Here is a 23,220-nt window from a genome sequence, read left to right on the forward strand (position 1 = left end):
TGCGGGCACTAGCGGCGGCGGTGCGTCGGCGCGTGGAAGTCGGGCGGCTTGGATGCGATCCAGCGGAGAAAAGCGGCGAGCTCGGGTTTTGCGCGCAGCTCATCCACCGGCAGCACTGCAAGTTCCTTGTTGGTGAAGCTCTTGTGCAAGGTGCGATGGCAGATCGGATGAACCGGCACCGTCTCCCGGCCGCCGCGGCTCTTGGGCAGTGGATGATGATATTCGACGCGGGTGCCGATCGGCCGTCCGCACAGCCAGCAGCTCGCCTCATGATCGCCCATGGGCGTCACAACGGCGCGGCCTTGGGGAGAGGTTCCGCCGCGCCGTTGTGAACTAGTGTTATTGGGCGATGTCGCCGCCGCCCTGCTGCTGGAACTCGAAGCCCGCGTCCTTGCGCTTGCTTTCCTTGCCCCAGTTATAGCCGAGCGAGAACAGGATGGTGCGGCCGCTCCCGCGAGCGGTCAGCCGGTCGCGGAAGTCCGTGCCTTCGACCACCAGCTTCTGGCGCCCGGTGCTGAGGACGTCCTGGCCGCTGACGGTGAAGTTAAGGCGGTCGTTGATCGTGCGGCGGTAACCCAAGTTGAGGATTGCGCTCGAGAGCCGGTAGCCCTGCGGGATCAGCTGCTTGCCGTTGTACACGGCGTTCAGCTGGAACATGTCCTTCTTGGTCGGCTGCCAGGTCATGTTGCCGCGCACGCTGACGCTGGTTCCCGAGCGTTTTTCAAAGCCCGCCTGGCGCGTGTCGATCTCGTTCCACAACAAGGTGCTGGACGCATTGTAGGTGAGCGTCTTGCTGAGCTTGCCGTTGAGGATCGCGTCGACGCCGACGCGCCGCGCCGTTGCGAGGTTCGACCGCGTGTTGAGGAAGGTGCCGCCGCCGATGTCGGTAATGACGTCGGTGATGCCGCCGGTCGAGCGGCGGTAGAAGGCGGTCAGCGACAGGAACGACGGGCTCTTGCGCTTCTGCCAGCCGAACTCGAACGAGTCGGTGATCTCCGGCTTCAGGAACGGATTTCCGCGGCGCACGCTCTGCGGGTCGAGGTAGATGATGTAGGGGTTGAGGTCCTGCGGCGACGGGCGCTGGATGCGGCGGCTGTAGCTGGCCCGCAGCTGCTGGTCCTTCGGCAGCGAGTAGTTGAAGTGAACCGTCGGATAGGCGCGGAAATAATGCTGGTCGAACGAGGTGCCGTCGGTCACCTGGTCGATGTCCAGCCCGACCTGTTCGAGCCGCAGCCCGGCGTGGGTTTCAAGTTTGCCGAGACTGAAGTCGTAGGTGCCGTAAAAGGCATGCACGCGCTCGCCATAATCGAACTCGTTGGTCAGCGCCGGTAGCTCCACCAGCGCACTTTCCGCGGGGCCGCGGGCGCCGTAGAAGTCGAACTTGCTGGTCGAATATTCGCCCTCGTAGCCGAGGTTGAGCGATCCGGTTTCGCCGATCGGCCTTTTGTAGTCGACCTTCGGGTTGAACAGCCTTTGGTCGAACGCATTGCGGATCGTCTCGTACGAGTTCGGCGCCACCGCGAAATCCGTGACGGCGCGCTGTTCGCGGCGGAAGCTGCCCTTGTCGGCCATGAGGTCGACGACGAGTTCGTGGTCCTTGCCGGGCAGCGTCCGGCGCCACGACAGCTTGCCGGTGACGCCGCGGTTCGAGGCGTCGACGTCGCTGTGCCGGCTGTAGGACGCCGCGGCCAGATCGCTCTGGAATATGTCGTCCCGGTCGCCTTCGATGGAGAAGCGGCGAACATTGACCTCGGCGCTTACGCGGTTCGACTTGTCGAGGTCGCGGTCGATCGACAGCTTGCCCATCCGCGCATTGAACTTGTTTTCGATGTCTCCTTCGAGGCGGCTGTCGACGAAGTTGCCGGTCGCCGGGTCGCGGCGCGTGCGCAGTTGGACGATCGACGCATCGTTGGCGAAGTTGCGGAAATTGACGTCGCCGTTGATGGTCGTGCCGTTCGCCGACGAGGAGCCGGTGAGACTGAGTCCGAGGCGGTCGAACCCGCCGAACGTCGCCTTCGCGGTCGCCGACTTGCTGCCCTGCCGTCCGCGCTTGGTGATAAGGTTGAGGACGCCGCCGCTTCCTTCCGGGCTCATCGCCGCCGACGGGTTGGTGATGACCTCGACCCGCTCGATCTGCCCGGCCGGCATGGCGTTCAGGGCATCGCCGCGATTGTCGCCGCTCAGCACTGACGACGGCCGTCCGTCGATCAGGATCTTGACGCTGGGGTCGCCGCGCAAGCTGACATTGCCCTGCAGGTCGACTTCGACGCCGGGGACGTTGCGAAGCATGTCGGCGACGGTGCCGGTCTGGGCCTGCAGGTCCTTGCTGACGTTGAAGCTGATGCGATCCGCGCTGGTCACGACGTCGGCGCGCTGGCCAGTCACGGTGATTCCCTGCTGCGGGGCTTGCGCCTTGGGCGCCGGTTGCGGGGTGCTGGCCTGCGCCTGCGCCGCTGCCGGTGCTGCGAGGCACATGGCGAGGGCGGCAATTGAGCAGTGCAGAGCGAACGACTGAGTACGCATGTTCGAGAAACCCCCTGAAATCGAATCTGAGTTACTGTATTAATACGCTAGCTCTAGTACAGTTCAAGCTGCAACCCGGCGCTGCGGCCGGGACGCTGCTATGCGACGGCCGCCTGAGGAGCATGATCGAGGGCTGATGTTTTGCTGAAATCGACGTGAGTCGTTCGATTTCGACAGGAGGTATTGCCGCGGCGACAAGCGAATGAGCCGCGCCGACGAGCGGCGGACCGAGCGGCCCGCTTAAGCTTCGAGCCTGGCCTTGAGCTTCTTCATCGGAGTTGCGGCATCGCGCAGCCGTGCGCTGCGGTAGCGGACGCCGCCCAGCAGCAGCCGGGTTCCCACGGCGAGCCAGGAGGTGACTGCCCGTTCGGCGAGCCAGGCAGGTGCCCACAAGGCGCTGGTCGCCGGAAAGACGCGCTCGCCTCCGCCTTTTCGGCGGCCGAGCTCGGCGGCAGCAACGGCCATGCCGACGGCCAATGCAAGCAGCCCGGGCCGGCGCCGTGCCGTGACCACGGCCAGCGGAAGCAGCGAAAGCTGCGCAGCCAGCCGGCCCGGGCGCGCCCATTCGTCATAAGCCTGGCGGACGCGCTGATTGAGGAAATGGTGCGTCTCGGGCGGCCGTCGCTCGACGAACAGGTCGAGCGGCACGGCTTCGCGCCCGCCTGCAGCCTTGATCGTTCGAACCAGCTCGAGGTTCTCGAACAGGACATCGCCCGAATAGCCGCCGGCCGCCATCAAAGCGGAACGGCGCAGCCCAAGCGTTCCCGGCCAATCGCCGCCGCCGAGCCGGTTGAGCAGCGACCGCGCTGTATCCCAGCGGGCGTGCCACGGTAGCGGATGAAAGAAGTTCTGCGGGCGGACGACCTCATGCTCTTCGAGCAGCGCGATCATCCGCTCGAGCTCTGCGCGCCCGTAGCGCACATCGTCGTCGGCGACGATCACCACTTCCTGTCGCGCGAGGCGGACTCCCGTGATTACGCCGCCGACCTTGCCGTTGGCCGTCTGCACCGCGGGACGGACGTGCCGCGCGACGCCGCCCCACACGCTCGCATGGGCCCGGAATATGTCGGGCGGCGAGCCGTCGACGACGATCAGGTCGTCGACCAAGGCGCGGAGCGCTCTCAAATATGTCGAGAGCGCCTGATCTTGCGACGCGGACGCGGCGATCGGCAGCACGTAACTCAGTGGCAGGCGCGCAGAGCTCATGGTGCTGAATCGCGCATCACGATGGAAAGTTTCGGTCGACCCCGGCCTTTGGGCCATGTCGGAGCGCAATTCGTTACCTAACCGGAACACTGAACGGCTGAACCCCGTTCACCTGTCATGATGAGAATGCCGGTGGACGAAAATCTTGCGCGCGAACGGCGGGAGGAGCTGCTGTCGACGATCGCCGACGAGCATTTTCCCTGCGTCGGCGCCAAGTCAGCGCTGGCGCGCGGGCAGCTCAAGACGCTCGTCTGCCGGTCGATCGACAGTGCGTGGGACGATGTCCGCATCCACTCGGCGCTGCTCGACTGGGTCCGCGACTACCGGCGCGATCCGCAGGGCCTGCGCAGCCTCGCCATCATCTTCGACGGTCCGCAAAACCTCGGCGAACGCGAGTTCGAATGCCGGATGTGGGAACGGCTGCAGTCGCTCGCGGACAAGGACGATTGGCGCGGGCAGGCCTATGACCGCCGGGTCAGCGCCGATCCCGATGACCCGCATTTCGCATTGAGCTTCGGCGGCACCGCATTCTTCATCGTCGGGCTGCATCCGAACGCGTCGCGCCCGGCGCGCCGCGCGCCGCGGCCGACCATGGTGTTCAATCTTCACGACCAGTTCGAACGGCTGCGCGCGGAGGGCCGGTACGAACGGATGCGCGAGACGATCATCAAGCGCGACGTGGCGCTGGCCGGCAGCCCCAACCCGATGCTCGCACGCTTCGGGGAAGCGAGCGCCGCCCGGCAATATAGCGGCCGCCTCGTCGGCAGCGACTGGCGCTGCCCGTTCCACGACCCTCGCGCCAAATGAGCATCCGCGAGATCGCGCCCCGCACCGGCGTCGCCTTCCGGCTGGATAAGGGTCAGGTGCTGCGGGTCATCGATCCCGAAGGGGTGCAGGTGTCCGACCTGCTGGCATACAATGCCGAGGACGTGCGCGAGGTCGTCTCCAACGGCCGGACCTTCGACTATGAGGAAACAATCGCGCTGACGGCCGGCAATCGCTTGTGGTCGAACCGATCCAACCCGATGCTTGCGATCGTCGAAGACACGGTCGGGCGGCACGACTTCCTGCTGACCCCGTGCAGCGAGGCGACTTTCCGCCACTTCTATCCCGAACATCCTGTCCACCGCGGCTGCTTCGGCAATCTCGCGGAGGCGCTTGCACCTTTTGGCGTCGAGCCGGACATGATCCCCTGCGCCTTCAACCTGTTCATGAACGTGCCGGTGGCGTCGGACGGCAGCTTGCGGGTCGACCCGCCGGTCAGCCGCCCCGGCGATTATATCCGCCTGCGCGCGGAGATGGACCTGGTGATCGGCCTCACCGCTTGCTCCGCCTATGCGTCGAACGGCGGCTCCTTCAAACCGATCCACTACGAAGTGGAAGCGCAACGACTCTCGTAGTCCGGTCTAAAGGGTTGATCGCGCTCGAGGGCGCACCTTGAACCCGCAACACTCAATCTCTGACCGGTTGCCTTCGCAGCCGGAATCGGCAAATCGGAGCGGCGCCCAGAGAATCAGAGTCGTCAGGAATGACACCGGAATCACGAGAAGAGCGCCGCAAGCGCCAGGCCCATGAGGTCGAGGAGAGCCAGCGCGGACTTCGCGACAGCATCAAGAAAACGCAGGACTTGCTTGATCAGTCCGACGAGATGCTCAAGCGCCATCGCAAGGAATGCGAAGACGAGGGCGACTGAGCCTTTCGGTTGAACGGCAGCTGCTTCGCAGCCATCTGTGATGGCGATGGCCATCGAAATCCGCACTTCGCTTGCTGAGCCCGACACCGGCGACACTTATGTGCCGCACCGCCCGGCGCGTCCGGAGAAGGCCGAGGGCGGCAAGAAGTTCAAGATCGTCTCGGACTATGAGCCAGCCGGCGACCAGCCGACCGCGATCCGGGAGCTGACGCAGCAGGCACTCGATGGCGAGAAGAGCCAGGTGCTGCTCGGCGTCACGGGGTCGGGCAAGACCTTCACCATGGCCAAGGTCATTGAGACGCTGCAGCGGCCAGCGCTGATCATCGCGCCGAACAAGATCCTCGCCGCCCAGCTCTACGGGGAAATGAAGAGCTTCTTCCCCGAGAATGCGGTCGAATATTTCGTCAGCTATTACGATTACTACCAGCCGGAGGCCTACGTGCCCCGGACCGACACCTACATCGAGAAGGAAAGCTCGGTGAACGAGGCGATCGACCGCATGCGCCATTCGGCGACGCGGTCGCTTCTGGAGCGCGACGACGTCATCATCGTCGCTTCGGTCAGCTGCCTCTACGGCATCGGCTCGGTCGAGACCTATTCGGCGATGGTCTTTTCGCTGAAGAAGGGCGCGTCCGAGGACATGCGGGAGGTGATCCGCAAGCTCGTCGCGCTTCAGTACCGCCGCAACGACCAGGCCTTTGCCCGCGGCAATTTCCGGGTCCGCGGCGACAGCCTGGAGATTTTCCCGTCGCACTATGAGGACACCGCCTGGCGCGTCAGCTTCTTCGGCGACGAGATCGAGGAGATCGTCGAGTTCGACCCGCTGACCGGCAAGTCCGTGGCGAGCCTCGACAGCATCAAGGTCTATGCGAACTCCCACTATGTGACGCCCGGGCCGACGCTGAAGCAGGCGATGGAGGCCATCCGCCACGAGCTTGCCGAGCGGCTCAAGGAGCTGGAAGCCGAAGGAAAGCTGCTCGAGCTCCAGCGGCTCGAGCAGCGGACCAACTTCGACCTGGAGATGATCGCCGCGACGGGTTCGTGCGCGGGGATCGAAAACTATTCCCGCTTCCTGACCGGCCGCTTGCCCGGCGAGCCGCCGCCGACCTTGTTCGAATATCTGCCGGACAATGCGCTTCTGTTCATCGACGAGAGCCACCAGACGGTGCCGCAGATCGGCGCCATGGCGCGCGGCGACCACCGGCGGAAGATCACGCTCGCAGAGTACGGCTTCCGGCTGCCGAGCTGCATCGACAACCGGCCGCTGCGTTTCAACGAATGGGACGCGATGCGCCCGCAGACGACCTTCGTCTCGGCGACGCCCGGCTCATGGGAATTGAACGAGACCGGCGGCGTCTTCTCCGAGCAGGTGATCCGCCCGACCGGGCTGATCGACCCGCCGGTCGAGATCAAGCCGGTCGAGGACCAGGTCGACGACCTCGTCAACGAAGCGAAGATCACCGCCAAGAAGGGCTATCGCACGCTAGTCACGACCCTGACCAAGCGCATGGCCGAAGACCTCACGGAATATCTCCACGAGGCGGGGCTGCGCGTCCGCTACATGCACTCCGACGTCGAGACTCTGGAGCGCATCGAGCTGATCCGCGAGCTGCGCCTCGGCGTCTATGACGTGCTGGTCGGCATCAACCTGCTGCGCGAGGGCCTCGACATTCCCGAGTGCGGGCTGGTCGCCATCCTCGACGCCGACAAGGAGGGATTCCTGCGATCGGAGACGTCGCTGATCCAGACCATCGGCCGCGCCGCGCGCAACGTCGAAGGGCGGGTCATCCTTTACGCCGACACGATCACGGGATCGATCGAGCGCGCGCTCGCCGAGACCGACCGGCGCCGAGAGAAGCAGCTCGCCTACAACGAAGAGCACGGCATCACGCCTGAGACGATCAAGCGCGACATCCATGACGTGATGGCGCACCTCGCGACCCGCGACGGCGTGGTCGTCGACACCGGCGACGAGGAGCGCCCGCACCTCGTCGGCCACAACCTCAAGGCCTATATTGCCGATCTCGAGGAGCGGATGCGCAAGGCCGCCGCCGACCTCGAATTCGAGGAAGCCGCGCGCCTGCGCGACGAGATCCGCCGGCTCGAGGAAGACGATCTCGGCATCCCGCAGCCCGACCGCGTGGCGCCGCGCCCGCTCGGCAATTCGACCGAAGGCAAGCCCGGCACCCGCAAGACGCGGTTCGGCAAAACGCAGCGCAAGTTCGGCGGGCGCCGGGGCTAGTCTCCTTAGAAGGAGGCCTTCAGGCCGACCTGGCCGCCGAGTTCGTCACCGCCGTCGCGCGCGAAGGTGGTGCTGCCCGCGACATCGACGCTGAGGTTCGGAAGCAGGCGCACGTTGGCGCCGGCGGTGAGCCGGCCGTACGTCTGCTTGTCGTTCTGGATGTCCCAGTGGTTGACGATGGTCGGCGCGCTGGTCTGCGAGAAGCTGATCATGCGCCCGTCGCCGCTGAACTCATGCTCGACGCCGAGGTCCGCGTAGGCATTGAGCTGGGCAATGTTCGCGCGCGCTTCGACACCGAGGCGGCCGGTGGTCGCCTTGAACGCCTGCTTGCCGACGTTCAGCCGCAGCGCCGCATCGCCGTCCTCGGTATAGCCGTCGACCTTGGCGCGGGCGTAATCGATGGCGACGACCGGGCCCAGCCTGACCGCGGCGAGCGGCAGCAGGTAACCGGCCTTAGCGCCGGCCGTCACATGGCTGCCGTTCGGACGCGCGCTCATGTCCTCGAGCACGCCGGTGCGGGTGATGCGGTTGCGGTCCTTGCCGTAGCCGGCATAGCCCTGTGCGAAGATGCCGCCGAGGTCGACATTGCCGTAGGCGCCGATCTGCAGGCTGCGGCCCTTGATGCGCGCCGCTTCCTTGCCGAAGTGAAGCTTCGGCCGCGTGTAATTGGCGGCAAGGCCGATCGTCGCGGTCGGCATCCCATATTCCGCGCCGGCAGTGATGCCGCCACCGTCGGCTTCGAAGCGGTCATTATTGTCGCTCTCCGTGCCGTTGCGGCTGAAAGCGTCGCCAACGACGAAGAAGCGCAGCCCCGCCGCGGACGCGCCGCGATAGAGGTCGGAGCGGCTCGACAGGGTCCGGCCCCACTGCCGCGCCGTCGTCATGCCGAGGTCGGAGGGACCCTGAAGCGTCAGGGGTGCGGCGATCTGCACCGCGGTATAGCGGCCGAGGATCTCGAAGCCGAGCGAGGTCAGGTGAAGCGCGTCGCCGTAGAACAGATAGCCGTTGGAATTGAGCGCGCACGCCGGGTTCGGGAAGACCGGGCAGACCAGGCCGTTGGTCACGCCATAGGCGCTCGGATTGGCGGCAATGTTCTGGAGCAGCAGCTGACCGTCGAGATAGTGGACGATCGACCCGTTGGCCGCATAGCCGGCAAGCACCGGCTGAAGCTGGTTGTAATAAGCGGTGGCGAAGGTGCCGCGGATCTGCTGCGCGGCTGGGTTCAGTGCGACTTCGGGCGCCACCGCGCCGTTCAGCGCAAGGAAGGCGATGGTCGGATTGCCGTGCGCGACCAGGCGGTCAAGTTGCGCGGCAGTGCCGACGCCTGCCGCAGTACCGGCCGCGGCCGCGGTCGCCAGCGTACCGCCACCCTGCTGATAAATGCGCGCGTCGTTGCCGCCGATCGAAACGGCCAGCAGGTCGTTGCGCGTCAGCGTCGTGTCCGCGTTCGGGAACACCGACGATTGCGCGCCGGTGCCGAGGAACTGGTTGACCTCATATTGAAGGCCCTTGCCGCACAGCGGCGCGCCGTAGGTCGCGTCGAAGCACAGGGTGCCGTTGTTGGTGCCGCCCATCGCGCCGCCGATCGCGAAATTCTCGACTGGCGCCTGAAGAATGTTCGACAGCGTATCGATGTAATTGGTGCCGCCCGAGAAGCGCCCGGTCGGATAGACTTGCAGCGCCTGCGGATTGGCATAGCCGAGCTTGAAGGCATTGCCGGTGTCGGCATAGCTGTCGCCGAACACGACGATGCGGTCGATCTGCTGCGCCGAAGCCGGCGTCGCCGCCGACGCGATCGCGAGAGCCGAAGCGCCTGCAATGGCGCCGAGCAAAGCCTTATCAAACATCGAATTCCCCTCCCCACGGGTGCGCACGCGCGCACCACCTGCGGCGGCCATGGTTGTCATAATCACGTCATGCGCAAGCGGCGGCGCGCCCGTGACTGACGGTTCGCGGGCAAGTGCGGCTTGGCGGCAACATCATCCAAGGAGAAGGGGCCGCGACGAGCGCAGCCCCTCCGATCAGCTCAGCGCAAGATCCCGCGCTTGCGTTGCGCCCAGGCGTACCAGAGCAGCAAGGCGGCGACGAGGATGATCACATAGGGCATGAACGCTGCCGCCCCTTCGTGCATCGAAGCCGGCCCACTCGGAACCAGGATCTCACGTCCCAACGTCACCAGCGCGCCAAGGAACGACAAGGCAAAGACCGGGACTGCCCAGCGCGAGCGCAGCAGAAGCAGGATCGAGCCCGCAAGGCCGCCCCATACGCCAAGGCCCCAGCCGGCCTGCGCCCACATCGGGATGCTGTCGACATAGGCCAGCACCTCGGCGGGGTCGGTGCCTGGCATCATGCTGGCGAGATAATCGGCGTCGCGCAGCCGCGTCATCAGATAATCGTAGCAGCCGAAGCCATTCCAAAGCAGTGCGAGAATGCCCACGATCCATAGATGTGCGGGCGCGCCACGCGCGCGAGCGGCTGTAGCCATTGCATTTCCCCCCTCGATCGGCCGCGGCGTTCGGCGACCGACATGGATGAGGCTACGAAACCCGGCCGGCGTCAAGACGCCCGGTCCAAGCCGTTCAATCGACGGCGATTTCCTGCTTCAGCATATTGCTGAGTGCTGCCGCCAGCGCGTCGAGCTGGTACGGCTTCTGGAGTACGGGGAAGCCGTGGCTGGCGGTCACTTGCTCGCTGTAGCCGGTGGTCAGCAGGATCGGCAGCTCAGGGAAGCGCTCGCGAACCTTCCGCGCCAATTCCAGGCCCGTGATCCCGCCCGGCATGATGATGTCCGAAAAGACGAGCCGCGGCTTGTCGCCTGCGGACAGTTGCTCGATCGCTTCCTTGGCGCTGTGTGTGACGGTGCTTTCGAACCCGAGTTCGGCGAGCATCCCCGCCGCAAGCTCCGCCACGAACATGTCGTCCTCGACGATCAGCACCTGGCCCCTGCTGTCGCCGCCGGCCTGCCGGGCAGTCCCGGCAGCGCCGCCTCTCGAGGCGGGGAGATAGATGGTGAAGGTCGAGCCGTTGCCTTCCTTCGAGCGGACGACGACCGCGCCGCCGATTTGCTTCGCGAAACCGAATACCTGGCTGAGCCCCAGGCCAGTCCCCTGGCCGAAGGACTTAGTGGTGAAGAAGGGTTCGAACACGCGCTCCATGACGTCGGGCGACATGCCGCTGCCGGTATCGGAAACGCTCAGCACGACATGCTCCCCGCGCAGGCCTTCGGGAGACCCGTTCAGCACTTCATTATGCGCGCTGATCTTCAATTTGCCGCCTTCGGGCATCGCGTCGCGGGCATTGAAGGCAAGGTTGAGCAGCGCGAGCTCGAGCGCGCCGGCATCGGCGTCGACGGGCCACAGCTGGTCGGAAATCTCGGTTACGACCTCGATGTCGCTGCGCAGCGACGGGCGCACCAGGGTCGTGATGTCGGAGAAGAATTGCTTGAGGTCGATCTGCTTGATCTCGAGCGGCTGGGCCCGGGCGAAGGCGAGCAGCTGCTTGGTCAGGCCGGCACCGCGCTGGGCCGAATTGCGGACGCCGTCGAGCATCCTTTTGACCTTTTCCTGGTCGTCGATGTTGCGCAGCGCCAGCTCGCACGCGCCAAGGATCGCGGTCAGCAGATTGTTGAAGTCGTGGGCCAGGCCGCCGGTCAGTTGCCCGAGCGCCTCCATCTTTTGCGAGCGGAACAATTGTTCGCGCGATTCCTCAAGCCGCAGCTGCGCCTCGCGCTTCTCCGTCATGTCGCGAGTGATCTTGGCAAAGCCGATCAGCTCGCCCTGCTCGTCGCGGATCGCGTCGAGCACGACGCTTGCCCAGAAGCGCGTGCCGTCCTTGCGGACGCGCCAGCCTTCAGCTTCGTAGCGGCCGGTCTCGAGTGCGATTGCGATCGCTCGCGCGGGCACGCCCGCGTCCAGCTCCTCGTCCGTATAGAAGCGGCTGAAGTGCGACCCGACGATTTCGTCCGGAGTATAGCCCTTGATGCGCTCCGCCCCGGCATTCCAGTTGGCAACCTTGCCTTCCGGATCGAGCATGAAGATCGCATAGTCGGTGACGCCCTGGACGAGAATCCGGAAGCGGCGCTCGGCCTCGAGCAGCGCCTGCTGCGCCGCCCTTTTGTCCGTCATGTCGCGCGTGATCTTGGCGAAGCCGACGAGCTTGCCGTCTTCGTCTTGGATGCGGTCGATGACGACGCTTGCCCAGAAGCGGGTGCCGTCCTTGCGCACGCGCCAGCCTTCGCCTTCGAATCGGCCTTCGCTGCGCGCGGTTTCGAGGACGCGGACGGGCACGCCGTTTTCGCGGTCTTCCTCCGTGTAGAAGGTCGAGAAGTGCTGGCCGACGATTTCCTCGGTCTGGAAACCCTTGATCCGCTCAGCGCCTGCGTTCCAGCTGGTCACAAACCCATTGGGGTCGAGCATGTAGATCGCGTAATCGACGATCGATTGAACCAGCAGCTTGAACGGGTCGGCAGTCTTCGACTCTTCGGCCAACCTTGCATCCCCCGCCAAATTGTTACTCCTGAAAATACTCACGGGTACACGCCCGCGAGAAAGCCAAACCCGCGAACTCCGAGTCGGTTGCATCTGAGTAGTTCGGCGCGTCGCCGATGTCGCGTTCAGACAAGCTGGACTTTTGGCCATGATCGGGAGCCCAGCACCTGACAGGCACAAAGCATTTTCCTACATACAACCCATTTGGTTATCACGCTTCGACTCGACGGAGGGTGGATGCGATGACGAATGTGGACAAGTTGCTCGATTCATTGATCGAGCGCGAGGGCGGCTATGTGAACAATCCTGCCGACAAGGGTGGCCCGACATGCTTCGGCATCACCGAAGCGGTTGCCCGGGCGAACGGCTATCGCGGGGCGATGCGGCAGCTGCCGCGCGCCGAAGCGGCCGCGATCTACAAGCGGCTTTACTGGTTGCGGCCGCGCTTCGACGGGATCGCGAAGCGCAGCCAGGCGCTTGCCGGCGAGCTGTTCGACACCGGAGTCAACATGGGTCCGGCGGTCGCCGTCACTTTCCTCCAGCGCGCGCTCACCGCCCTCAACCGCAACGGCAAGGATTATGCAGACCTCGTGCCCGACGGCCGCGTCGGCGCGAATACGCTCGCGGCGCTCGACAGCTTTCTTTCGGCTCGGGGGGCCTCGGGCGAGACGGTCCTCCTTCGCGCCCTCGAGGCGCTGCAGGGCGAACGCTACTTGCGCCTCGCCGAACGCCGGCCAGCCAATGAGGCCTTCCTTTACGGCTGCTGGCGAACCGGATTGGCACCAAGTGAAGGGATGAAGGCATGACGAAACCGACAAAGCCGACATACCCCCTCCCGCCACCTTCGCCGAGGGGCAGCGCTACATTTACGGCTTGCTCGCCGCCGCCGCGGGCATCTTTTGCGGCCTTGTGTCGCTGGCGATGATCGCGCTGCTGATGTGGGGCGGCTGGAGCCTCGCCGAGGAGCACAGCATCGTCGTCATCTTCGGCTGGTCGCTCGGCGGCTATATCGCCGCGATGGTCGCGGTGATCGTCGGCCTGCTTGCCGGCGGCCCGGTCGGCCGCTTCAAGGTCAGCGCCAGCCGCGACGGCGCGTCGATGGAAGCCGACGGGTCGTGCAAATGATCCTGCGCCTGCTCAAGCCGCAGGCGATCGCCGGCATCACGGTCGCAATCGCCCTTGGCCTGCTGTTGCTGCTCCAGAAGGGCGAGACCCGCCACTGGAAGGAGCAGAGCTCCCAGTTCGAGCGGCTCTACGCCGATGAACGCACCGCCTTCGCCGCCACGGTCGCCAATTACCGCGCCGCCGCGGAACGGGCCCGAGCCGCCGATGCCGCCAACCTCCAGCGCGTCGCCGCCGAGCAGCGCGCGATCAGCGAAAGGACTTCGAATGACTATCAAGCGCGCCTTGCCGCCGCTCATGCTCTTGCTCAGCGCCTGCGCGGCGCGGCCGCAACCGCCCCAGCCGATCCCCGCGCTGGCGGAACAGCGCCAATGCCCGGCCTACCCGCTGCCGCCGGCCGAACTGCTGAAGGCGCCGGCGAAGACCGACTTCCTGTCGCCGATGCGCTGATTGCGACCGAGCAGGCAATCCAGCTCGACGAGCTGATCAAATGGGTTCGGGCCCAGGCCAAGGTCGACCGCCAAGGGAGCCGCTAAGCCTCCGGCCCGTTGAGCGGGGATGACCAAGCAAAGTCCGATCAAGCCGCGCCGCGGGCGTTCGACCGCGGCGCAGCGCTGGGCCTGGGCGGTGCCGATGATGGCGATGACGGGCTGCACGCCCGCCGGGCTGCTGACCAGCTTCGACCGCTTGAGCTCGGCAAGCGAGGCCAAGCGGGTGGCGGCCGGTGTCCCTTACGGCACAGACAGCCGCCAGAAGCTCGACATCTGGGCGCCGACGCGTTCGCGCAAGGACGCTTTGCCGGTGGTCGTCTTTTTCTACGGCGGCGGGTGGAGCGAAGGTTCGCGCGCCGATTACGGCTTCGCCGGCGCCGCGTATGCGAGCCAGGAGTTCATCGCGGTCGTGCCAGATTACCGGCTGGTGCCGCAGGTCCGCTTCCCGGCCTTCGTCGAGGACGGCGCCGCGGCCGTGCGCTGGGTTCACGACAATATCGGCCGCTACGGCGGCGACCCGAAGCGGATCAGCGTCGCGGGCCATTCGGCGGGTGCCTATATCGGCGCCATGCTCACGCTCGACCCGCGCTTCCTCAAGGCTGCGGGCGCGGACCCAAAGATCATCAGGGCCGCGGCACTGCTCGCCGGGCCCTATGACTTCTACCCGTTCAACGAGTCTCGCGGCCGGAATGCATTCGGGAACTGGAAAACGCCGGCGGAAACCCAGCCGGTCAATTTCGCGACGCGGAGCGCCCCGCCGATCTTCCTTGGTCACGGCACCGCCGACCGCGTCGTCCTGTCCCGCAACAGCAAGCGGCTTGCGGAGCAGCTGAAGGCCGCCGGGGCCGAGGTCGAGCTCCGCCTCTATCCCGGCGCCAACCACGTCGACCTCGCGTCGTCGCTGTCCCGCCCGTTCCGCAACCGCACGCCGGTGCTCGCCGAAAGCGCCGACTTCCTGCGCCGCAACTCCCGCTAAGTTGCGGACGGCGCGGAGCCGCCCCACATGGCTGGGCATGGAACAATGGCACGGAACAACGATCATCGGCGTCAAGAAGGGCGGCAAGACCGTCATCGCCGGCGACGGGCAGGTCAGCATGGGCAACACGGTGATGAAGCCGAATGCGAAGAAGGTGCGCCGCATCGGCGAGAAGGGTGACGTGATCGGCGGCTTTGCAGGCGCGACCGCGGATGCCTTCACTTTGTTCGAGCGGCTGGAGCGCAAGCTCGAGCAATATAACGGCCAGCTGATGCGCGCCGCGGTCGAGCTCGCCAAGGACTGGCGGACCGACAAATATCTGCGCAACCTGGAAGCGCTGATGATCGTCGCCGACAAGGACGTGATGCTGATCCTGACCGGCAACGGCGACGTGCTGGAGCCGGAAAGCGGCATTGCGGCGATCGGATCGGGCGGCAATTACGCGCTGTCGGCGGCCAAGGCGCTCGCCGACTATGAACAGGACCCCGAAGTCCTGGCGCGACGGGCGATGCAGATTGCCGCGGAAGTGTGCGTCTTCACCAACGACCGACTGACGCTGGAGACCATCGGCGATTGAGGTAGAAGGGCGGCGATGCTGAAGCTCTCCGCCTTCCTTCCCGCAATCGCTTTTGCCGGCAGCGCCGCGGCCGAGGCGCCGCCCTCCGCGCAACGCTACCTCTTCTACCTCCACGGCGCGATCGTCGAAAACCAAGGCCCGCAGGGCGTAAGCCCTAAATACGGCCGGTACGATTATCCCGGCGTGATCGGCGCCTTTCGCAATGCCGGCCTGACCGTCAGGAGCGAAGTTCGACCGCGGGGCACGGAAGTGAACGCATATGCGGATAAGGTCGTCGCGGAGGTCCGCTCGCTGATCGCCAGCGGCGTCGATCCGTCCCACGTCACGGTCGTCGGGGCATCGAAGGGCGCCGTGATCGCGGCGCTCGTTTCGACCCGGTTGAGCAACGCGAAGGTTCGCTACGTGCTGCTCGCCAACTGCAACCCCTGGTTGATCCGCACCCACAATCCGCGCCTCAGCGGGGAAGTCCTCTCCATTTACGAGAGCAGTGACGAGATTGGCGGCAGTTGCGCCGGCGTGTTGAAGCGCTCACCGGCCGTCACGCGGTTCAAGGAAGTACGGCTTCAAACCGGGCTCGGCCACGGCATTGTTTACCGGCCGCTGAAACAGTGGACGGCGCCTGCGATCGCGTGGGCGAAGCGATGATCCTCGACCGCCGGACGTTCATCGGTGGATCGGCGGCCCTGGCATTGTCCGGCTGCGCGACGACCGGCAGCCGCGGCCTTCGCGAGCCATGCACCCCACTCACGCCCGTCAGGATCGACCCGAGCCTGCTGCTCCGCACCGTCGCCGGCCTGCGGCCCTACCGCGCGTCGGGCTTCGTCGTTCGGGCCGAGCCGCTCGGCGGCAAGAAGCTGGTCCACAATTACGGCCATGGCGGCGCCGGCATCACCCTGAGCTGGGGAAGCTCGCGGCTGGCGACGAACGTTGGCCTTGCCGGACACAGCGGCCCTGTCGCAGTGATCGGCGCCGGGGCCATGGGCCTGACCACGGCGCGGCTGGTGCAAGAGGCGGGCTTTCCCGTCACGATCTACACGGCGGCGCTGCCGCCGCAGACCACTTCCGCGGTCGCCGGTGGGCAGATCTCGCCCTTCGGCCACTTCCGCGAAGACAGCGTCACGCCGGAATGGACCGAGCAATTCCACCAGGCGATGCGCTACAGCTGGGAGCGCTTCCAGCTGATGGTCGGCACCCGCTACGGGATCCGCTGGCTTCCGACCTATGAGCAGGTCGACCCCGGCCCGCTCGAGCCCTCGCCGCTCGACGCCTTCCACCCCGGCATCCGCAAGCTTGCGCCTGGCGAGCACCCGTTCGCGGCCGAAAATGTCGCGCGGTTCAGCACCATGTATGTGGAAACGCCGCGCTTCCTCCAGGAGCTGACCGCCGATTTGCTCCGCGCCGGAGGCAAGATGAAGCTCCGCAGCTTCTCCACACCGGCCGACATCGCGGCGCTCGACGAATCCCTGGTGTTCAACTGCACCGGATTGGGCGCTCGCCAGCTGTTCGGCGACGAAGGGATGATCCCGGTGCGCGGGCAGCTTGCCGTGCTTCGGCCGCAGCCGGAGGTTCGCTACGCTTATTCGATGCGCGGCGGCTACATGTTCCCGCGCAGCGACGGCGTGCTGCTAGGCGGCACGTTCGAGCGCAACGCGTGGGAGGCGGTGCCGCAGCCGGACGACATCGCGCGCATCATGCAGCGGCACCGCGACCTGTTCGCGGGCTTCCGCTGCGCCGCTTGAACCACGAATAGCGGCTCCCGACATTGCCTGACGACATGAACATTCATTCCACCGTGCCGCCGTCGGGCGGCGACCAAGCCCCCGTGCTGAAAGACAAGCTGACGCCCAAGGCGATCGTTGCCGCGTTGAACGAGCACATCATCGGCCAGGACGATGCGAAGAAGGCGGTCGCCGTCGCGCTTCGCAACCGCTGGCGCCGGCAGCAGCTTTCGCCCGAGCTGCGCGACGAAGTGACGCCGAAGAACATTCTGATGATCGGACCGACGGGCTGCGGCAAAACCGAGATCAGCCGGCGGCTGGCGAAGCTCGCCGATGCGCCGTTCGTGAAGGTCGAGGCGACCAAGTTCACCGAGGTCGGCTATGTCGGCCGTGACGTCGAGCAGATCGCCCGCGACCTCGTTGAAGAAGCGGTGCGGCTGGAGCGCGAGCGGCGCCGGTCGCGGGTCCGCGCTGCCGCCGAGGAAGCGGCGATGGAGCGGCTGCTCGATGCGCTGACCGGCAAGGGGTCGAGCGAAGCGACGCGGCAAAGCTTCAGGCAACGCTTCTCGGACGGCAGCCTCGACAAGGCCGAGGTCGAGATCGAGGTCGACGAGCAGCCTGCGATGCCGTTCGAAATCCCCGGCATGGGCGCGCAGGTGTTCGATCTGAAATCGATGATGGGCAAGCTTGGCGGCCAGCAGCCGAAGGCGCGGCGCAAGCTCAAGGTGCCGGACGCGTTCGCGCGGCTCACCGACGAGGAGGCCGACAAGCGCGTTGACCCCGACGACATCAACCGCGTCGCGCTTACAGATGCCGAAGCGAACGGCATCGTCTTCCTGGACGAAATCGACAAGATCGCGGTGAGCGACGTGCGCGGCGGCTCCGTCAGCCGCGAAGGGGTGCAGCGGGACCTGCTGCCGCTGATCGAAGGCACGACCGTCGCGACCAAATACGGGCCGCTGAAGACCGACCACATCCTGTTCATCGCGTCGGGCGCGTTCCACATCGCGAAGCCGGCCGATTTGCTTCCGGAGCTTCAGGGCCGCCTTCCGATCCGCGTCGAACTAAAGGCGCTGACTGAAAGCGATTTCGTCCGCATCCTGTCGGCGACCCGCGCCAGCCTGACCGAACAATATCAGGCTCTGCTCGGCACGGAAGGCGTGACGATCCAGTTCGCCGAAGACGGCATCCAGGCGCTCGCTCGCATTGCGGCCGAAGTGAACGAAGCGGTCGAGAATATCGGCGCGCGGCGGCTTCAAACGGTGATGGAGAAGCTGCTTGAGGAAGTGAGCTTCGAAGCCGAGGAGCGCGGCGGCGAGACCCTTACTGTCGACGCAGCCTTCGTAGAAAAGCAGCTCAGCGGCATCGCCAAGAACGCCGACCTCAGCCGCTACGTGCTCTAGAGCAAGCTCGTCGGAGAGTAGCGGGAGTATCGCCAGAGCAGGCCCTTGGCGAACGGCGCCCACAAGCTCGTCTTCACTCCGGCAAGCCTAAGGAGCTCCGCGACCCAGCTGTTGCACGTGTTGACCACGCTCGCCTTGCCCGCGGCACGGTAGAATGCGTCGGACGGACCATAGCCGGGGTGGTCGATGCGCTGAGGGCGCCCGCGCTGGTCGAGGGCGAATCCGGCGCGCACCGCGGCCCATAAGCGGCGATATTCTTCAGGCCTGAGCTTCACTTGGCGGAAGCGGTCGCTCGCGGGCGCGGGGACGTACTGGACGTGAATGACCTGCTTGCCGCCGGTGAGGGCAGACCAGACGGTCCGCGGTTTGAGGTCCCACCAGGTCGGCGTTTCCAGATAGACCCGCTCCTCGCCGGCTCCAAACGCCACGAAACTCGCGTTTTCGTCGATTGCTTCGAAGTCGCGGCGCGGCAGGAGCTTGGCCCAGCTAAGCCCTTGCGCCTCGATCGGCATGATCAGATCGGTGTGGATCCCATTATCGATCAGGTAGACCGTCGTGCCTTTGGCCGGTTCGGTCCACCCCCGGTTGACGGGCACCAGCGAGCCGACGAGCGCCGCCAGCAGGTACAGCGCGACCGGTGCGGAGAGCGCCATGCCGAGGCGGCGAACCCACTTGCGTGCCTTGCCTTTGCGCCGTCGCCGAGCCACCCGTCCCCCGCTTTGCCTTGCCTTGCCCAGCCACGCTGCCTAGATGCGCGGCTAATGTCGGGGCGTAGCGCAGCCTGGTAGCGCATCACACTGGGGGTGTGGAGGTCGCTGGTTCGAATCCAGTCGCCCCGACCATCATCTTTTCAAGTCGAAAGTCAGCCTTCTTCGATGTCCAGCGAACCAATTTTGATGAGCATGGTCCAGGCCGCACCGTCGGACGGCGGCGTCGCCGCGGGCGTGTTCGGGCTGCTGCCGTGGATCCTGATCTTCGTGATCTTCTATTTCCTGATGATCCGGCCGCAGCAAAAGCGGGTGAAGGAGCATCAGGCGGCGATCGCCGCGATCAAGAAAGGCGATGAAGTCGTCACCGGCGGCGGCGTCCGCGGCAAGGTCACCAAGGTTGCCGACGACGAGGTCGAGGTCGAGATCGCGCAGGGCGTACGGGTTCGAGTCATCAAAGGGACGGTAAGCCAGGTCCTGACGCCGAACACCAAGCCGGCGAACGACTAAGGGAAGTAAGGCTGATGCTCGATTTCCCCCGCTGGAAGATCGCCGCCATCTGGCTGACGATCCTCATCGGCATCTTCTTCGCTCTCCCCAGCCTGCTGCCGTCGCAGGCGCGCAGCGCGTGGCCGTCCTGGCTTCCTGAAGAACATATCAACCTGGGCCTCGACCTCGCGGGCGGCAGCCAGCTGCTCCTCGAGGCCGATGCGAAGGACGCCGCCAAGCAGCGCCTCCAGGCGATGGAAGATTCCGTCTCGACCGAGCTCCGCCGCTCGCCGCGGATCGAAGTCGGCGACGTTTCGACCGCTGGCGGGCGCCTGTCCTTCATGGTCCGCAATCCCCAGCAGGTGGACGCCGCCGTCGAACGGCTGCGGACGCTGACGCGGCCTGTCGGCCTTTCGGGTAGTCGCGACTGGGACGTGCAGGTGATGGACTCCACCCGCATCGTGCTGATCCCGACGCAGAGCGGATCGGCCACCGCGCTCAAGGATGCGATGACCGTTGCCCGCGACGTGGTCCGCCGCCGCATCGACCCGCAGGGCACGAAGGAAATCACCGTCATCAACCAGGGCGCGGACCGCATCCTCGTCCAGGTGCCCGGCGTCGAGGATCCCGACGCGCTCAAGAATTTGATCGGCCAGACCGCCCGGCTCGAGTTCAAGCTGGTCGACCAGTCCGCCGATCCCGTCGAGGTGCAGCAGGGCCGCGCCCCGGCCGGCAGCCAGGTGCTGCCGATGGCCGACGGTTCCGGCCTGATCGCCGTCAAGCGCCGCGTGATGGTGTCGGGCGAGCAGATCGTCAAAGCCCAGCAGACCTTCGACCAGGACGGCCGCGCGGTCGTCTCCATCGGCTTCAATTCCGCCGGTGCCCGCCGCTTCGGGCGCGTCACCCAGGAGAACGTCAACAAGCCGTTTGCGATCATCCTGGACGACAAGGTGCTGTCGGCGCCGAACATCAACGAGCCGATCCTTGGCGGTCAGGCGCAGATCATGGGCAATTTCACGGTCGAAAGCGCGAACGCGCTGGCGATCAGCCTTGCGTCCGGCAAGCTGCCCGTGAAGCTGAACGTGATCGAGGAGCGCACGGTCAGCGCCGAGCTCGGCAAGGATTCGATCGAAAAGGGCGTCATCGCCAGCGTCGTTGCGACCCTGGCCGTGATCGCCTTCATGCTGATCACTTATGGCCGCTTCGGCGTCTACGCGACCCTGGGCCTGATCGTGAACGCGCTGCTGATCCTCGGCATCATGGCGATCTTCAACGCATCTTTGACCTTGCCCGGCATCGCGGGCTTCGTGCTGACGATCGGCGCGGCCGTCGACGCCAACGTGCTGATCAACGAGCGCATCCGCGAAGAGCAAAGGCGAGGGCGGCGGATCATCGACGCCATCGAGACCGGCTACCGCGAAGCGTCCACGGCCATCTTTGACGCCAACATCACCAACGTCATCGCTGCTGCCCTGATGTGGTATTTCGGGTCGGGGCCGATCCGCGGCTTCGCGGTCGTGCTGATGATCGGCATCGTCACCTCGGTGTTCACCGCCGTCAATTTCACGCGGATGCTGGTGGCCCTTTGGGTCCGCGGCACGCGCCCGCGCGAACTGCACATCTAAAGGTCAAGATCCGTGAAGCTGCTCAAGCTGGTCCCCGACCATACGAACATCAACTTCATGCGCTGGCGCAATCTTGCGCTGGTGCTGTCGATCATCGCCACGATCGCCAGCCTCGCGCTGGTCGGCGTCAAGGGCCTCAACCTCGGCGTCGACTTCGTCGGCGGCCAGGTGGTGCGCGTGACCTTCGCTCAGCCGGTGAACATTGAAGACCTGCGCGGGCGCGTCGACAAGCTCGAGGTCGGCGACGCGAGCATCCAGCAGTTCGGCGACGACCGCACCTACCAGATCCGCCTGCCCAAGCCGGACGGGTCCGAGGGCGAGGCGGCGGCGATCGTCACCAAAGTTCGCGAGTTCATCCCGCAGGCCTATCCCGGCGCGAAGGTCGGCGCGGGCGAAGCGGTGTCCGGCAAGGTCAGCGAAGAACTGGCGCGCGACGGCGCACTGTCCATCACGCTCGCGATGATCGGCATCGCCATCTACATCTGGTTCCGCTTCGAATGGCAGTTCGGCGTCGGCGCGCTGCTCACCCTCTTCCACGACGTGTCGATGACGCTCGGCTTCTTCTCGCTGACCGGGCTTCAGGTCGATCTCAACGTCGTCGCGGCGATCCTGACCATCGTCGGCTATTCGCTGAACGACACCGTCGTCATCTACGACCGGATACGCGAGAATTTGCGCAAGTACCGGAAGATGGCCATCGTCCCGCTGCTCAACCTGTCGCTGAACGAGACGCTGTCGCGGACCATCGTCACGTCGCTGTCGATCCTGCTCGCGCTCGGCATGCTGATGATCCTCGGGCCCGACGTCATCTTCGGGCTGACCATCGCCATCTTCCTCGGCATCTTCATCGGCACCTATTCGTCCATCTACATTTCGTCGCCGGTGCTGGTGTGGCTTGGCGTCAAGCCGGACAGCTTCCTGCGGAGCGGCGATGAGAAGGACGAGGCGCAGCCTGAGCCCGCCTAAGGCCCGACCTTTCACGAGGTCATTGGCCGTTCATCCAGAGCCTCCCATCGCCCGCTTGGCGTGCTTCGAAGCCGCCGCTAATGAGGTGCCCATGCTGAAGTTTTCACGTGCCGCCGCTGTCCTCGTCGCCTGCGCCGGCGCGCTTTCGCTGACCGCCTGCGCGACCGGCCGCAACAGAAGCGACACCGCTTATGTCGCCCGCGACGTCAGCTCGCTTTACACGGCCGCCCAGCGGACGATGGAGCGCGGCGATTACAAGAAAGCGGCCCAGCTGTTCGAGGAAGTGGAGCGCCAGCATCCTTATTCGGTATGGGCTCGCCGGGCGCAGGTGATGGGCGCCTTCAACTATTATCTGGGCGACCAGTACAATGACGCGATCAGCGCCGCGCAGCGCTTCCTGACCATCCACCCCGGCAGCGATGAGGCGCCCTACGCCCAATATCTGATGGCGATGAGCTATTATAAGCAGATCAACGACGTGACACGCGACCAGACCAGCGCCGAGCAGGCGTCGGCTGCGTTCGGCGAATTGATCCGCCGCTATCCGAACACGCGCTACGCGACCGACGCGCGGGCCAAGCTCGACCTCATCAACGACCATCTTGCCGGCCGCGAGATGCAGATCGGCCGCTATTATCAGCGCGCCGGCGAATGGCTCGCCTCGACCTACCGCTTCCGCACCGTGGTCGACCAATATCAGACCACCAGCCACACGCCCGAAGCGCTCGAGCGCCTGGTCGAATCTTATCTCTCGCTCGGTATCCCCGGCGAGGCACGCAAGGCTGCCGCGGTGCTGGGCCGCAACTATCCGGACACCTATTGGTACAAGCAGTCGCTCCGGCTGCTGAAGCAGGAAGAGCAGAAGACCGGCGGCCGCGCCTTCGCCAACAATGGCGAGCCGGTCGGAAGCCCGGTCACCGCACCGGCGGCGGCGCCGGCACCGGCCAAGGGCAAGAGCCGCACGCGCGCCAAGCCCTAAGCCGCCGATGCACAAG

23 protein-coding genes and 1 tRNA gene are annotated in these 23,220 nt (G+C 65.7%); 16 read left to right on the forward strand and 8 right to left on the reverse strand.

Features of this window, described 5'->3' with window-relative positions:
* Positions 1 to 8: 8 nt before the first annotated feature.
* The 3 genes from VIL42_03275 to VIL42_03285 all read right to left on the reverse strand — a co-directional run bounded on the left by VIL42_03275 (position 9) and on the right by VIL42_03285 (position 3,729).
* A complete protein-coding gene (locus tag VIL42_03275) occupies positions 9 to 281 on the reverse strand; it encodes an HNH endonuclease (GenBank protein ID HEY8591869.1) in 273 nt (90 codons plus the stop codon).
* A 58-nt stretch (positions 282 to 339) separates the two neighbouring features.
* On the reverse strand, positions 340 to 2,523 hold the full coding sequence (locus VIL42_03280) for an outer membrane beta-barrel family protein (protein ID HEY8591870.1): 2,184 nt from the start codon (positions 2,521 to 2,523) through the stop codon (positions 340 to 342).
* Positions 2,524 to 2,763: 240 nt separating this feature from the next.
* Positions 2,764 to 3,729, reverse strand: coding sequence for a glycosyltransferase family 2 protein (locus VIL42_03285; GenBank protein ID HEY8591871.1), 966 nt, complete (start codon positions 3,727 to 3,729; stop codon positions 2,764 to 2,766).
* Between the two features lie 126 nt (positions 3,730 to 3,855).
* Between VIL42_03285 and gntA the strand changes: the two genes are divergently transcribed.
* Positions 3,856 to 4,536, forward strand: a complete 681-nt coding sequence (gene gntA, locus VIL42_03290) for a guanitoxin biosynthesis heme-dependent pre-guanitoxin N-hydroxylase GntA (GenBank protein ID HEY8591872.1) — start codon at positions 3,856 to 3,858, stop codon at positions 4,534 to 4,536.
* Positions 4,533 to 5,129: an urea carboxylase-associated family protein gene (locus VIL42_03295; protein HEY8591873.1), complete on the forward strand. Its 597-nt coding sequence runs from the start codon at positions 4,533 to 4,535 to the stop codon at positions 5,127 to 5,129. The genes gntA and VIL42_03295 overlap by 4 nt, the downstream gene beginning before the upstream one ends.
* A 140-nt stretch (positions 5,130 to 5,269) precedes the next feature.
* On the opposite strand, the gene VIL42_03300 is transcribed toward VIL42_03295, so the two are convergent.
* A complete protein-coding gene (locus VIL42_03300; protein ID HEY8591874.1) occupies positions 5,270 to 5,476 on the reverse strand; it encodes a hypothetical protein in 207 nt (68 codons plus the stop codon).
* Here VIL42_03300 and uvrB point away from each other — a divergent pair.
* Positions 5,469 to 7,664, forward strand: a complete 2,196-nt coding sequence (gene uvrB / locus VIL42_03305) for an excinuclease ABC subunit UvrB (protein ID HEY8591875.1) — start codon at positions 5,469 to 5,471, stop codon at positions 7,662 to 7,664. The two genes, VIL42_03300 and uvrB, sit on opposite strands and share 8 nt — an antisense overlap.
* Positions 7,665 to 7,669: 5 nt before the next feature.
* Here the strand turns inward: uvrB and VIL42_03310 are convergent, their stop codons facing one another.
* The 3 genes from VIL42_03310 to VIL42_03320 all read right to left on the reverse strand — a co-directional run bounded on the left by VIL42_03310 (position 7,670) and on the right by VIL42_03320 (position 12,151).
* A complete protein-coding gene (locus VIL42_03310; protein HEY8591876.1) occupies positions 7,670 to 9,511 on the reverse strand; it encodes an autotransporter domain-containing protein in 1,842 nt (613 codons plus the stop codon).
* 179 nt (positions 9,512 to 9,690) lie between these two features.
* Positions 9,691 to 10,149 (reverse strand): hypothetical protein, encoded by a 459-nt coding sequence (locus tag VIL42_03315; protein HEY8591877.1) that lies wholly within the window; start codon positions 10,147 to 10,149, stop codon positions 9,691 to 9,693.
* 94 nt (positions 10,150 to 10,243) lie between these two features.
* Positions 10,244 to 12,151, reverse strand: coding sequence for a PAS domain S-box protein (locus VIL42_03320; GenBank protein ID HEY8591878.1), 1,908 nt, complete (start codon positions 12,149 to 12,151; stop codon positions 10,244 to 10,246).
* Between the two features lie 242 nt (positions 12,152 to 12,393).
* On the opposite strand from VIL42_03320, the gene VIL42_03325 reads away from it, so the two are divergent.
* The 8 genes from VIL42_03325 to hslU all read left to right on the forward strand — a co-directional run bounded on the left by VIL42_03325 (position 12,394) and on the right by hslU (position 18,438).
* Positions 12,394 to 12,957: a glycosyl hydrolase 108 family protein gene (locus tag VIL42_03325; GenBank protein ID HEY8591879.1), complete on the forward strand. Its 564-nt coding sequence runs from the start codon at positions 12,394 to 12,396 to the stop codon at positions 12,955 to 12,957.
* Positions 12,958 to 13,024: 67 nt separating this feature from the next.
* Positions 13,025 to 13,276, forward strand: a complete 252-nt coding sequence (locus tag VIL42_03330) for a hypothetical protein (GenBank protein HEY8591880.1) — start codon at positions 13,025 to 13,027, stop codon at positions 13,274 to 13,276.
* Entirely contained in the window at positions 13,273 to 13,809 is a 537-nt protein-coding gene (locus VIL42_03335) for a hypothetical protein (protein HEY8591881.1), read from the forward strand. The genes VIL42_03330 and VIL42_03335 overlap by 4 nt, the downstream gene beginning before the upstream one ends.
* 22 nt (positions 13,810 to 13,831) lie before the next feature.
* Entirely contained in the window at positions 13,832 to 14,740 is a 909-nt protein-coding gene (locus VIL42_03340; protein ID HEY8591882.1) for an alpha/beta hydrolase, read from the forward strand.
* Positions 14,741 to 14,777: 37 nt separating this feature from the next.
* Entirely contained in the window at positions 14,778 to 15,317 is a 540-nt protein-coding gene (gene hslV, locus VIL42_03345) for an ATP-dependent protease subunit HslV (protein ID HEY8591883.1), read from the forward strand.
* 15 nt (positions 15,318 to 15,332) lie between these two features.
* Positions 15,333 to 15,962: an alpha/beta hydrolase gene (locus VIL42_03350; GenBank protein ID HEY8591884.1), complete on the forward strand. Its 630-nt coding sequence runs from the start codon at positions 15,333 to 15,335 to the stop codon at positions 15,960 to 15,962.
* Positions 15,959 to 17,056, forward strand: coding sequence for an FAD-dependent oxidoreductase (locus VIL42_03355; GenBank protein HEY8591885.1), 1,098 nt, complete (start codon positions 15,959 to 15,961; stop codon positions 17,054 to 17,056). Before VIL42_03350 ends, VIL42_03355 begins: the two co-directional genes overlap by 4 nt.
* Positions 17,057 to 17,142: 86 nt before the next feature.
* Positions 17,143 to 18,438: an ATP-dependent protease ATPase subunit HslU gene (gene hslU, locus VIL42_03360; protein ID HEY8591886.1), complete on the forward strand. Its 1,296-nt coding sequence runs from the start codon at positions 17,143 to 17,145 to the stop codon at positions 18,436 to 18,438.
* Here the strand turns inward: hslU and VIL42_03365 are convergent.
* Positions 18,435 to 19,145, reverse strand: coding sequence for a TIGR02117 family protein (locus VIL42_03365; GenBank protein ID HEY8591887.1), 711 nt, complete (start codon positions 19,143 to 19,145; stop codon positions 18,435 to 18,437). The two genes, hslU and VIL42_03365, sit on opposite strands and share 4 nt — an antisense overlap.
* 58 nt (positions 19,146 to 19,203) lie before the next feature.
* On the opposite strand from VIL42_03365, the gene VIL42_03370 reads away from it, so the two are divergent.
* The 5 genes from VIL42_03370 to VIL42_03390 all read left to right on the forward strand — a co-directional run bounded on the left by VIL42_03370 (position 19,204) and on the right by VIL42_03390 (position 23,204).
* Positions 19,204 to 19,280: transfer RNA gene (locus VIL42_03370), tRNA-Pro, on the forward strand.
* A 33-nt stretch (positions 19,281 to 19,313) separates the two neighbouring features.
* A complete protein-coding gene (gene yajC, locus VIL42_03375) occupies positions 19,314 to 19,655 on the forward strand; it encodes a preprotein translocase subunit YajC (GenBank protein HEY8591888.1) in 342 nt (113 codons plus the stop codon).
* A gap of 14 nt (positions 19,656 to 19,669) precedes the next feature.
* Positions 19,670 to 21,259, forward strand: coding sequence for a protein translocase subunit SecD (secD, locus tag VIL42_03380; GenBank protein ID HEY8591889.1), 1,590 nt, complete (start codon positions 19,670 to 19,672; stop codon positions 21,257 to 21,259).
* 12 nt (positions 21,260 to 21,271) lie between these two features.
* The gene (gene secF, locus VIL42_03385) at positions 21,272 to 22,225 is read left to right on the forward strand and encodes a protein translocase subunit SecF (GenBank protein HEY8591890.1); all 954 of its coding nucleotides are present in this window, start codon (positions 21,272 to 21,274) and stop codon (positions 22,223 to 22,225) included.
* A gap of 91 nt (positions 22,226 to 22,316) precedes the next feature.
* The gene (locus VIL42_03390; GenBank protein HEY8591891.1) at positions 22,317 to 23,204 is read left to right on the forward strand and encodes an outer membrane protein assembly factor BamD; all 888 of its coding nucleotides are present in this window, start codon (positions 22,317 to 22,319) and stop codon (positions 23,202 to 23,204) included.
* Positions 23,205 to 23,220 lie beyond the last annotated feature (16 nt).

This window comes from Sphingomicrobium sp. (assembly GCA_036563485.1).
Classification (GTDB): domain Bacteria; phylum Pseudomonadota; class Alphaproteobacteria; order Sphingomonadales; family Sphingomonadaceae; genus Sphingomicrobium.